This window comes from Mesorhizobium sp. M4B.F.Ca.ET.017.02.2.1 (assembly GCF_003998955.1).
Classification (GTDB): domain Bacteria; phylum Pseudomonadota; class Alphaproteobacteria; order Rhizobiales; family Rhizobiaceae; genus Mesorhizobium; species Mesorhizobium abyssinicae.
Window position 1 is genome coordinate 1 of the sequence record NZ_RZOF01000194.1, and the last position, 11,820, is coordinate 11,820.

The window sequence follows — 11,820 nt, forward strand, 5'->3', positions numbered from 1 at the left end:
GGCCCCAGCTCATCCACGGTTTAGGCTACCTGAGGGGTGACGGGCTCTCGACCGCCGCCACGGATCAGGCAAGCACCTGGTCCGTGGCACCCCTCAACAATGCACGATTCCAGACACACAAGGGGTGCGCGACGGGGCGCCACGCCTCTGTCAGCGAGCGATTTCAATAGATTAGCGCTCGGCTCCACATCCGACGGCGTCAAGCTGGAACACCCCTCATCGGACCGAGCTTCGCTCGGCCACCTTCTCCCGCAGGGGGAGAAGGAGAGGGCGCGCTGCCTCGTAGGCCATCGCCTCGATGTTATCGCGCCTCGCGTCTTTCGCGCTCGCGTATCTCAGCCGTCTGGGCGAGCACCCAGTCGCGGAACACCTTGATCTTGGGTGCATTGCGGCGGCTTTCCAGGTGCACCAGCCAATAGCCGTCGCCATCGGATCCAAGCACTTCAAAAGGCTGGATCAACTGTCCCTTGGCCAGCAGGGCGCTATAGATGTTGCGGGTGAGGATCGCGGCGCCCTGGTCGGTCAGCGCCGCCATTGCATCGTAAGCCTGCGACCCCAGCGTCGGACCCGCGATGACGCGATCGGGCTCGAAGGGCACGCCGGCCGCCTCGAACCATATCTTCCACCAGGGATCGTCGGCGCAGCATAGCGCCACCTTGTAGAGATCCTCGGGACGGTGGATGCCGCCCACGCTCTCGGCCAGTCTCGGGCTGAGCATCGGCGTATAGTCAGCCTTGAACAGATAGTGCGCCGTCAGGCCGGGCCATTTTCCGGTGCCGGTGCGGATCCCGACGTCCATGTCCTCGCGCGTGAAATCGACCAGACGCGGCGATGTGTTCACCTTCACGGCGAGATCGGGATGCATCAGCTGGAATGTTCCAAGCCATACGGCCAGCCAGTTCGTTGCGAAGGTCTCCATGGTCGTCACCGACAGCACGCCGGTCGCGCCGCCCTTGGTCGCGACCCACGCATCGGCCAGGGCCGAGAACGCGCCTGATGCGTGCGGCGCCAACTGCTGTCCGGCCTCGGTCAGGGCGATCTGTCTTGTTTTCCTTATGAAAAGCGGCGTTCCCGCGCGTTCTTCCAGCACCTTGATCTGATAGCTGGCCGCCGACTGGGTCATGCCGAGTTCTTCGGCCGCCTTGGTGAAACTGCCCAGCCGCGCCGCAGCCTCAAACACTCGGATGGCGCCTAGCGGCGGCAGCTCCCAACTCATGACGCATCAATCCTCCTGATGCATGCTACGCGAGGTTCGATTGGAATCCAAGGCCGGAAAACGGCATGCTCTGGTCATCGAACTCGAACCCGAAAGGACACGGCAATGACCACCACCCTTTACAACACGCTTCGTCGTCCGGTTCTCGACCTCTTCATCGCGCCGTTCAGGCCACGCACGCGCGGCCTGCTTGACCGCCGTTCGCTATCGGACCATTTCCTGCGCGACATCGGCATGCTCGACGGACGCGTGCCTCCCGGCACCCTTCGCTGAGGCAAATCCGGCGCCTTGACCGACGCGAGGGAGGGAAAGATGGATGCATTATCGCAGGCTCTTGCGAAGAGCCGTCAAACGATCAGCGCCTATGAGGACTATGCGGAACGTTACGATGCCATCGTGCGGCATTTTCCCAACGAGAGAGAACAGGCATCCCTGAAGCGGCTTGTGGCGATCGCCGGCACAGCCGGCCAGATTCTGGAAGTCGGATCGGGAGCGGGATACGACGCGGACTTTCTGGAGGGCCTGGGCGTCAAGGTTCGGCGCACCGACGCGACAAAGCGGTTTCTCGAGCTGCAGGCTGCGCGCGGCAAGCACGGCGAGCTTCTCGATCTCCTCACCGACGATCTCGGCGGCCCCTACGATGCCGTGCTTGCGCTCGCCGTCCTGATCCATGTGCCCCGCGACCAGATCGAACAGGTGCTCGCCAAGATAGCCGGATCGCTGCGGCCAGGCGGCGCCTTCCTGGTGTCGATGCGCAATGGCGACGGCGAGACGGATGGCAACTATCACACCGTCCTGTGGCGCCGGGACGACTTCGCGGCCCGTATCGAAAGCGCCGGGCTGGTGCTGCTTCGGGACGATTTCAACGAGGGCCGCAATCGCGAGGAATGGAACACGTTCCTGGCTGTCAGGCCGGCATGACGCGACGCTTTTCCCTTCTCCCCTTGTGGGAGAAGGTGGCCGCGAAGCGGCCGGATGAGGGGTGCTCCAGCTGACGCGAACCTGAGCCAAACCTTGATGGTGATGTGATCGATCGTTCCCGGGCTCACGATTGTCTAAAAGAAAATCGGCCCGATCTTGCGACCGGGCCGATCCGTTTCAGATGCTTAAATCGCCTCAGCTGCACCCGCTCGTCGAACCGCAGGTGTCGCACTTCTCGCAGGTGCCGTTCCGCACCATGGTGAAGTTGTGGCACTCCGAGCATTCGTTGCCGGTGTAGCCCTGCAGCAGCGACTGCTGGCGCCGTGTCGCGGCGAGCTTCTTGGCGTCGGCGGCTTCCTGCGCGGCGGCGTCGGTGAACAGCGCCTCTGTGCTGGAAGCCTCGGCTTCTTCTTCGACGATGTCCTCGGCCAGTTCCCTGGCGCGCTCCTCATAGTCGCGCTTGTAGGCGATGGCCTCGTCGCTCGCCGGCTTCAGCGTCAAGACGTTGGAGCCGGAGAAGGCGGTCGGAGCGGCGCGGGCAGGGGCCGTCGCCGGCGCCGAGCCGCTAAAGCCCTTGGGATCGCCGCCGGCGCCCGAGACCAGCTTGACCGGCGAAACGCCGCGAGTCAGGCCCTTCGAGAACGGCGTCGCCTTGCCTTCGGTGATGCCGCGGCCGAGCGCCGTCTTGTCGAAGTCCGACTGGTCGACATGGGCGAGGTCGTGGCGGGCGAGGTAGGAGACCGCGAGCTCGCGGAACACGTAGTCGAGGATCGACGTCGCGTTCTTGATCGCGTCGTTGCCCTGCACCATGCCGGCCGGCTCGAACTTGGTGAAGGTGAAGGCCTCGACATATTCATCGAGCGGCACGCCGTATTGCAGGCCGAGCGAGATGGCGATGGCGAAGTTGTTCATCATCGCGCGGAAGGCGGCACCCTCCTTGTGCATGTCGATGAAGATCTCGCCGAGGCGGCCATCGTCGAACTCGCCGGTGCGGAGATACACCTTGTGGCCGCCGACGACTGCCTTCTGCGTGTAGCCCTTGCGGCGGTTCGGCAGCTTTTCGCGGTCGCGGTAGAGCCGCTCCACCACGCGCTCGACGATCTTCTCCGTCACCTGCACGGCGCGCTGCGCTGCGGGCGCCGCGATCAGCTGCTCGACCAGCTCGTCCTCATCCTCCTCGCCATCGGCGAGCAGCGAGGCATTGAGCGGCTGCGACAGCTTCGAGCCGTCGCGATAAAGCGCGTTGGCCTTCAACGCCAGCTTCCACGACAGCATGTAGGCGTTCTTGGCGTCCTCCACCGTCGCTTCGTTCGGCATGTTGATGGTCTTGGAGATGGCGCCGGAGATGAAGGGCTGCGCCGCCGCCATCATCAGGATGTGGCTGTTGATCGACAGCGAGCGCTTGCCGATCTTGCCGCACGGGCTGGCGCAGTCGAACACGGCGAGGTGTTCGGCCTTGAGGAACGGCGCGCCTTCCAGCGTCATCGCACCGCAGACATGGATGTTGGCGGCCTCGATGTCCTTCTTCGAGAAGCCAAGCGCCGGCAGCATCTCGAACGAGAAATCGCCGAGCTGCTCGTCGGTGAAGCCGAGCGTCTCCTTCACCCAGTCGGCGCCCAGCGTCCACTGGTTGAAGACGAACTTGATGTCGAAGGCCGACTTCAGCGCCGCGTTCAGCGCCGCGATCTTGTCGTCGGAAAAGCCCTTGGCCTTCAGCGAGCCGGGATTGATGCCGGGCGCCTGGTTGAGGTTGCCGTGGCCGACCGCATAGGCCTCGATCTCGGCGATCTGGCTTTCGGAATAGCCCAGCGTGCGCAGCGCTTCCGGCACGGCGCGGTTGATGATCTTGAAGTAGCCGCCGCCGGCGAGCTTCTTGAACTTGACCAGCGCGAAGTCGGGCTCGATGCCGGTGGTGTCGCAATCCATGACCAGGCCGATCGTGCCGGTCGGCGCGATCACGGTTGCCTGCGCATTGCGGTAGCCGTGCTCCTCGCCGAGCTCGATGGCGCGGTCCCAGGCCGCCTTGGCATGCTCAGCGAGCGCCTGCTGCTTCAGATCGGACGCGACCAGCGGCACCGGGTTGACGGCGAGCTTCTCGTAGCCGTCCTTGTCGCCATAGGCGGCGCGGCGGTGGTTGCGCATGACGCGCAGCATGTTCTGGGCGTTGCGGTCATAGTCCGGGAAGGCGCCGAGCTCGGCGGCCATCTCGGCCGAAGTGGCGTAAGCCGTGCCGGTCATGATCGCGGTGAGCGCGGCGCAGATGGCGCGACCCTCGTCGGAATCGTACGGAATGCCCGAGGTCATCAGCAGGCCGCCGATATTGGCGTAGCCGAGGCCGAGCGTGCGGTATTCGTAGGAGAGCTTGGCGATCTCCTTCGACGGGAACTGCGCCATCATCACCGAGATCTCGAGCACGATGGTCCACAGCCGCACCGTGTGCTCGTAAGTGGCGATGTCGATCGTGCCGTCGGCATTGCGATAGGGCAGCAGGTTGATCGAGGCGAGGTTGCAGGCCGTGTCGTCGAGGAACATGTATTCCGAGCACGGGTTGGAAGCCCGGATCGCACCGGCCGAGGCGCAGGTGTGCCAGTCGTTCATCGTCGTGTTGAAGTGCAGGCCCGGATCGGCCGACGCCCAGGCGGCGTAGCCGATCTTTTCCCACAGGTCGCGCGCCTTCAGCGTCTTCAGCGCCTTGCCGTCCTTGCGGGCGGTGAGCTGCCAGTCGCCATCGGCCTCGACTGCGCGCAGGAAATTGTCCTTCAGCGACACCGAGTTGTTGGAGTTCTGACCGGAGACCGTGAGGTAGGCATCCGAATCCCAGTCGGTGTCGTAGGTCTTGAACAACATCGAGGTGTAGCCCTGGCGGGCGAACTGGATGACCCGGTAGATATAGTTCTCCGGCACCGCGTCCTTCTTGGCCGCCTTGATCTCGCGCTTCAGCGCGGTGTTGATCGCCGGGTCGAAGCAGTCGTCGTCATGGCCTTCGCAATTGACGCAGGCCTTCATGATCGCTTCGAGGTGCTTCTTGACGATCTTCGAGCCGGTCACCAGCGAGGCGACCTTCTGCTCTTCATTGACCTTCCAGTCGATGAATTCCTCGATATCGGGATGGTCGACGTCGACGATGACCATCTTGGCGGCGCGGCGCGTCGTGCCGCCCGACTTGATGGCGCCCGCCGCGCGATCGCCGATCTTGAGGAAGCTCATCAGGCCGGAGGAGCGGCCGCCGCCGGACAGCTTTTCGCCTTCGCCGCGCAGCAGCGAGAAGTTGGAGCCGGTGCCTGAGCCATATTTGAACAGGCGCGCCTCGCGCACCCACAGGTCCATGATGCCGCCTTCGTTGACGAGGTCGTCCTGCACGCCCTGGATGAAGCAGGCATGCGGCTGCGGGTGCTCGTAGGAGGACTTCGACTTGGTCAGCTTGCCGGTGAAGGGGTCGACATAGAAGTGGCCCTGGCTTGGGCCGTCGATGCCATAGGCCCAGTGCAGGCCGGTGTTGAACCATTGCGGCGAGTTCGGCGCGACGCGCTGCGTGGCCAGCATATAGGCAAGCTCGTCGCGGAAGGCGCGCGCGTCTTCCTCGGACTTGAAGTAGCCGCCCTTCCAGCCCCAGTAGGTCCAGGTGCCGGCGAGGCGGTCGAAGACCTGGCGGGCATCGATCTCGGAGCCATAGCGCTCGGCCTCGGGGAGCTTGGCGAGTTCGGCCTCGTCGGGGACCGAGCGCCACAGGAAGGAGGGGACGTCGTTCTCCTCGACCTTCTTCAGGCGAGCGGGAACGCCGGCCTTGCGGAAATACTTCTGCGCCAGGATGTCGGCGGCGACTTGGCTGAACTGCGCCGGCACGTCGATATTGTCCAGGCGAAACACCACCGAGCCATCCGGATTCTTAATCTCGGAAAGCGCCTTGCGGAATTCGATCTCCGCGTAGGCGGATTGTCCTGGCTTGGTGAAACGACGCTCGATGCGCATTGGTCCGGTCCTTTGTGTCTATATATAGCGCTTTTCCCCAGGGATTCATGCCCCGAAAGCGAAACGCGCGGTCCGCCGTTTGCCGGGCATCTTGACGACGCCGGCATCTCCTTCGCAGTCGTCGCACGGCGCGTTGGCCAACTTCTTGCGAAGTGCCTCTCCAACTCGCCGACGAACCTGCGGGTCCCTCAAAACTTTGAAACTTTTTCGCGATTCCCCCGATCGAGGGTTTCACACTATCTAGGGTCGAACCTGCCTGCAAACACTAAATATAGTGTTAACAGATCATTTTTTCCAGTCCGACAATTCTCCCTTTTCGCCACCCAAGCCCCACCCAATCCCAACGCTTCCGCCGGCCTCGTGAACGGGCGGAAATGTGGGCAAAACGCACAAAATCCGGGAAAAAAGACCGGCCTCTGAACTCTCCGGTCGCGCTCTCAACAGGAACGCATGGCCTATAAAAGGCGACTCGTTTTGCGCCGTCAAGGATTCGTTTACGTAGCTTTTGTGACCCCAATATCTTGTGTGTCACAGATGTGGATAACGGGGACAGAAAGGGCCTGCGCAACTCCCGGTTCTGCGGCCGTCGGCAACGACTCGAGGCCAAGGGGACCATGCCGGACGACCGGCTTTTCATTTTAGCTGGCTTGCACTATGTCTTGCCCCTCGCGCGGGGGCGCGTCTTGTCAACCGGAAAAGCATCCGCTACGCCCCGCTCATGACAGTTACCGTCCGTTTCGCCCCGTCGCCGACCGGCCGCATCCATATCGGCAATGCGCGCACCGCTCTGTTCAACTGGCTGTTCGCCGCGAACAACAAGGGCCGCTTCATCCAGCGTTTCGACGACACCGATATCGCCCGTTCCAAGCAGGAATTCGCCGATTCCATCCTCTACGACCTGCACTGGCTTGGCATCTTCCCGGACGCCACCGAATACCAGTCGCGGCGCGTCGAGATCTATGACGCCGCAGTCGAACGGCTGAAGGAGGCGCGCGTCCTCTACGCCTGCTACGAGACGCCGGAGGAACTCGATCTGCGCCGCAAGGTGCGCCGCACGCGCGGCCTGCCGCCGGTCTACGGCCGCGAGGCGCTGACGCTGACGCCGGAGCAGGTGGCCGAATACCAGTCGGACGGCCGCCGCCCGCACTGGCGCTTCCTGCTGCCGAACTTCACCAGCGATCCGCTGCAGCCCGAGCGCACCGAGATCCACTGGAACGACCTGGTGCGCGGCGAGGAGACCGTCGATCTCGCCTCGCTGTCCGATCCCGTGCTGGTGCGCGAGGACGGCACCTATCTCTACACGCTGCCGTCGGTGGTCGACGACATCGAGATGGGCGTCAGCCACGTCATCCGCGGCGACGACCATGTCACCAACACCGGCGTGCAGATCGTGCTGTTCCAGGCGCTCGGCGCCGAGCCGCCGGTCTTCGGCCACCATAATCTCTTGACCACGGTCTCGGGCGAGGGCCTGTCGAAGCGCACCGGCGCGCTGTCGATCGAAAGCCTGCGCGAGAACGGTATCGAGCCGATGGCGGTCGCCTCGCTGGCGGTGCTCGTCGGCACGTCGGAGAACGTCGCGGCGGCGCACGATCTTGCCGACCTCGCCGGCCATTTCGATCCGGCCGCGACCTCGAAATCGGCGGCCAAGTTCGATCCGGACGAGTTGTTCGTGCTCAACCGCACGCTGATGCACCATATGCCGTTTGCCGAGGCGCGCGACCGGCTGATCGTGCTGGGTGTTTCAGGCGACAAGGCGGAGCCGTTCTGGATGGCCGTGCGCGGCAACCTCGACAGGCTGGCCGACGCGGTTGCCTGGTGGCGTATCGTCGATCAGGGGCCGCAGGAGCCGGCGGAGTTTTCCGGCGAGGACCGCGACTTCCTGCACCAGGCGTTCGACCTGTTGCCGGATGAGCCGTGGAACGGCACCGTCTGGAAGGATTGGACCGGCAAGATTCGCGAAGCAACCGGCCGCAAGGGCAAGGCGCTGTTCATGCCGCTCCGACTGGCTCTTACTGGACAGCCTTCCGGGCCGGAGCTTGCAGATCTATTGCCCCTGCTGGGTCGGGAAGGAACGATGGCCCGACGACCCTGACCTTGCGCTGCTCCGGCGGCAGCGCCGACACCGGCGATGTCGCCGGCTTCTCGGCCAGGCGTTTGATGGCGTCGCGGTCGAGCCCGCCTTCGGCATTGGCCAGCGTCTCCGGATCGGCGCCCGGATCCGGCTTGGTACCGGGCATGGGAACGAAGGGCGCCGTGGCTGCCTCGGGATCGGACTGCCCGGGGTTCGGCGGATTGCCGGCGATGATCTCGAAATTCTGCGCTTGCGCGTTGCAGCCGCAGGCCGGCGGCCGCGCCATGTTGCTCTGCTTGTAGAGATAGGCGCTCGGTAGTTCGCTGTACGGCCTGCCAGTCACCGACGAGGTCATCGCGCCAGCATCGTCGTCCATGCCACGCGTGTAGAACACCTGCATCTCGGTGCCCGGGCAGCTCGATTCGCAATTCTTCTGATCGCGCTCGAAATCGCCATAGGAAGCGGCGTTCGACATCGGGAAGAAATAGCCGTCGCAGGTGCGCACGCATACGGTGCGGAATTCACCGTTCAGCCGCGGCAGGTCCATGCCGTCTGGCTGGTTGATCACGCGGCGGATGTTGCGCTCGCTCGGATCGTCCGGCGGCACGTCAGGCGCATCGGGCGTGTCGAGCGCTTCGAGCTCGCGGTTGCCGCCGCCAAAGAGCTGCTCGAACAGATTGCCGCCGCCGCCATTGTCGTGCGCGGCCTCCTCGATCGGAGCGCGCCTCGGCGCGATCTCGTCGTCGCGGCAGCCATTGGCATCGAGCGCCGCGAGGATACGGCTTCGGTCGCGGCGGGTGCCGCCGCCTGAAAGACGCTCGCGCTTCGCCAGCAGGGCATCGAGATTGGCGTTCATGCGATCGATGTTCGCGTTGATCGCGGCGCATTTGTTGACGTTGCGCGAAAACAGCGAAAAGCCGCAGCCGGCATCGCTCGCCCGGTTGCGCGCCTTCGCCATCTGTTCGCGCTGGCGCGCGATGGCGTCGTCATATTTGCGGATTATCGCCGGTCCGCCACCGCCGCCGCGACTGGCATCCAGCTCCGCTTCGAGCTGGCGGCACATGCGCGAGGCGGCCTGCGGCTCGGTCACCGCGACAGCCGACGTCGCCAGCGCCGCGAGCAGCGCCGCAAGGTGGGTCAGCTTCAACCCCGCGCCCTTCATTCGCCTGAAACCCCGATTGCCAGCCTGTCGCATAGACTAGCGTGTCCGCGGTTAAACCTGTCTTTACTTTGCAGCCGAAAGCACTTGAGTCTGCAACCCGCAGTCTACCGCAATATCCGGCCTCAGCCCAGATTGACGACCGCCTGCGCCTTGTGCGCCGCCTCGACCACCGCCAGTGCCGTCATGTTGACGACGCCGCGCGAGGTCACCGAGGGCGTCAGGATGTGCGCAGGCTTGTCGGTACCGAGCAGGATCGGCCCGACATGCAGGGCATCCATCATGGCGCGCAGCGCCGTCAGCGTGATGTTGGCCGAATCGAGGTTCGGGAACACCAGAAGATTGGCTTCGCCCTTCAGCCGCGAATGCGGATAGACGCGCTGGCGCAGGTGCTCCGACAGCGCCGAGTCGGCATGCATTTCGCCGTCGCACTGCAATTCGGGCGCGATGCGGGCAAGGATCGCCGCCGCCTGGCGCATCTTCAGCGCGCTCGGGGAATCGCGCGAGCCGAAGTCGGAATGCGACAGCAGCGCTGCCTTCGGCTCGATACCGAAACGCTGGATCTCCTCCGCCGCCAGCACCGTCATCTCGGCGATCTCCTCGGCCGTAGGATCGACCGAGACATGGGTGTCGGTGAGGAAGATGATGCCGCGCTGCGAGATCAGCATGGAGAGGGTCGAGAGATCGCGGTCCTTGATGCCGGCACGCGGGCCGATGATCAGCGTGACGTTGCGCAAATGCCGCTCGAAACGGCCCTCGAGGCCGCAGACCATGGCGTCGGCATCGCCGCGCTTCAGTGCCAGTGCGGCGATCACCGTGTTGTCGGTGCGCACCATGGTGCGCGCCGCTTCCGTCGTCACGCCGCGCCGCCCGGCAAGCTCGATCAGCAGGTCGACATAGTGGCGGTAGCGCGGATCCTCCTCCGGGTTGATCAGGCCGAAATCGACGCCCGGCTTGATGCGCAGCCCATAGCGCTTCAGCCTGACCTCGATGACATGCGGGCGGCCGATCAGGATCGGTTCGGCGATGCCTTCCTCCAGCACCACTTGCGCGGCGCGCAGCACACGCTCGTCCTCGCCGTCGGCATAGATGACGCGCTTGGCACTCGACGCCTTGGCCGTCGAGAACACCGGCTTCATCACCAGGCCGGAGCGGAACACGAAGCGGTTCAGCTTGTCGATATAGGCGGCGAAGTCGGCGATCGGCCTGGTGGCCACGCCGGTGTCGCAGGCGGCCTTGGCGACGGCCGGCGCGATGCGCAGGATGAGGCGCGGGTCGAAGGGCGAGGGGATCAGGAAATCGGGCCCGAAGATCGGCGTCTCGCCGGAATAGGCGCGCGCCGCGACATCCGAGGGCTCTTCGCGGGCAAGGGCGGCTATCGCCCTGACCGCTGCCATCTTCATCTCCTCATTGATGGCGCTGGCGCCGCAGTCAAGCGCGCCACGGAAGATGTAAGGAAAGCACAGTACGTTGTTGACCTGATTGGGGAAATCGGAACGGCCGGTGCAGATCATCGCATCCGGTCTCGCGGCCCGCGCAGCCTCCGGCATGATCTCTGGATTGGGATTGGCCAGCGCCAGGATCAGCGGCTTCGGCGCCATGTGCTGCAGCAGTTCAGGCTTCAGAACGCCGGCGGCGGACAGGCCGAGGAAGACGTCGGCGCCGGGAATGACGTCGGCCAGGGTGCGCGCGTCGGTGTCCTTCACATAAGGGTCTTTCCAGCGGTCCATCTCGTCCGTGCGGCCCTTGTAGGCGACGCCGAACCTGTCTGTGACCCAGATGTTCTCGACCTTGGCGCCGAGCGAGACCAGCAAATTGAGGCAGGCAAGCGCCGCCGCGCCGGCGCCCGAGGTGACGATCTTGATGTCGGAAATCGTCTTGCCGGCGAACTCCAGACCGTTGAGCACCGCGGCCGCGACGATGATCGCCGTGCCATGCTGGTCGTCGTGGAACACCGGAATGCCCATCCGGGCCTTCAACTGCTCCTCAACCTCGAAGCATTCCGGCGCCTTGATGTCCTCGAGGTTGATGCCGCCGAAGGTCGGCTCCAGGGCCGCGACCGTCTCGACCATGCGCTCGATCTCCGGCGCATCGATTTCGATGTCGAAGACGTCGATGCCGGCGAACTTCTTGAACAGCACCGCCTTGCCTTCCATGACCGGCTTCGAGGCCAGCGGGCCGATATTGCCGAGGCCGAGCACCGCCGAGCCGTTGGAGACGACGCCGACCAGGTTGGCGCGCGCCGTATAATCGGCGGCGGTTGCCGGATCGTCGCGGATCTCGAGGCAAGGGGCGGCGACCCCCGGCGAATAGGCGAGCGCCAGGTCGCGCTGGTTGCCGAGCGGCTTGGTCGCCTGGATTTCCAGCTTTCCGGGAATGGGATGCTTGTGGAAGTAGAGCGCGGCCTCGTCGAGGTCCGACCGGGCCGGTTTCTTGTTCTCGCTGTCCATGCCGGCCTCCTTGCGCTCCTGCTTCGCTGCCTTT

7 protein-coding genes are annotated in these 11,820 nt (G+C 64.6%); 3 read left to right on the forward strand and 4 right to left on the reverse strand.

All coding sequences use genetic code 11. The annotated features are described in order from the left end of the window. Positions 1 to 301: 301 nt before the first annotated feature. Positions 302 to 1,216 carry a LysR family transcriptional regulator gene (locus tag EN738_RS21380; RefSeq protein ID WP_127285450.1) on the reverse strand — a complete coding sequence of 305 codons (915 nt, stop codon included), beginning with the start codon at positions 1,214 to 1,216 and terminating at the stop codon, positions 302 to 304. Positions 1,217 to 1,321: 105 nt separating this feature from the next. Here EN738_RS21380 and EN738_RS35615 point away from each other — a divergent pair, with 105 nt between their 5' ends. Together EN738_RS35615 and EN738_RS21385 are read left to right on the forward strand one after the other, a co-directional pair. Further along, complete coding sequence (locus tag EN738_RS35615) at positions 1,322 to 1,489, forward strand: hypothetical protein (RefSeq protein WP_189340348.1); 168 nt, start codon at positions 1,322 to 1,324, stop codon at positions 1,487 to 1,489. A 39-nt stretch (positions 1,490 to 1,528) separates the two neighbouring features. Beyond that, entirely contained in the window at positions 1,529 to 2,137 is a 609-nt protein-coding gene (locus tag EN738_RS21385) for a class I SAM-dependent methyltransferase (RefSeq protein WP_127285451.1), read from the forward strand. A gap of 195 nt (positions 2,138 to 2,332) precedes the next feature. Here the strand turns inward: EN738_RS21385 and EN738_RS21390 are convergent, their stop codons facing one another. Then, positions 2,333 to 6,106 carry a vitamin B12-dependent ribonucleotide reductase gene (locus tag EN738_RS21390; protein WP_127285452.1) on the reverse strand — a complete coding sequence of 1,258 codons (3,774 nt, stop codon included), beginning with the start codon at positions 6,104 to 6,106 and terminating at the stop codon, positions 2,333 to 2,335. 718 nt (positions 6,107 to 6,824) lie between these two features. Here EN738_RS21390 and gltX point away from each other — a divergent pair. Next, a complete protein-coding gene (gene gltX, locus EN738_RS21395) occupies positions 6,825 to 8,198 on the forward strand; it encodes a glutamate--tRNA ligase (protein WP_127285453.1) in 1,374 nt (457 codons plus the stop codon). Here the strand turns inward: gltX and EN738_RS21400 are convergent. Both EN738_RS21400 and EN738_RS21405 read right to left on the reverse strand, forming a co-directional pair. Further along, entirely contained in the window at positions 8,116 to 9,339 is a 1,224-nt protein-coding gene (locus EN738_RS21400) for a DUF2865 domain-containing protein (protein WP_127285454.1), read from the reverse strand. The genes gltX and EN738_RS21400 overlap by 83 nt on opposite strands. A 122-nt stretch (positions 9,340 to 9,461) precedes the next feature. Beyond that, positions 9,462 to 11,786 (reverse strand): NADP-dependent malic enzyme, encoded by a 2,325-nt coding sequence (locus EN738_RS21405; protein WP_127285455.1) that lies wholly within the window; start codon positions 11,784 to 11,786, stop codon positions 9,462 to 9,464. Positions 11,787 to 11,820 lie beyond the last annotated feature (34 nt).

Excerpts from the sequence above, each read along its gene's own strand:
- gltX (WP_127285453.1), top strand. The coding sequence starts at position 6,825 with ATGACAGTTACCGTCCGTTTCGCCCCGTCGCCGACCGGCCGCATCCAT.
- EN738_RS21400 (WP_127285454.1), bottom strand. The coding sequence starts at position 9,339 with ATGAAGGGCGCGGGGTTGAAGCTGACCCACCTTGCGGCGCTGCTCGCG.
- EN738_RS21380 (WP_127285450.1), bottom strand. The coding sequence starts at position 1,216 with ATGAGTTGGGAGCTGCCGCCGCTAGGCGCCATCCGAGTGTTTGAGGCT.
- EN738_RS21390 (WP_127285452.1), bottom strand. The coding sequence starts at position 6,106 with ATGCGCATCGAGCGTCGTTTCACCAAGCCAGGACAATCCGCCTACGCG.
- EN738_RS35615 (WP_189340348.1), top strand. The coding sequence starts at position 1,322 with ATGACCACCACCCTTTACAACACGCTTCGTCGTCCGGTTCTCGACCTC.
- EN738_RS21385 (WP_127285451.1), top strand. The coding sequence starts at position 1,529 with ATGGATGCATTATCGCAGGCTCTTGCGAAGAGCCGTCAAACGATCAGC.
- EN738_RS21405 (WP_127285455.1), bottom strand. The coding sequence starts at position 11,786 with ATGGACAGCGAGAACAAGAAACCGGCCCGGTCGGACCTCGACGAGGCC.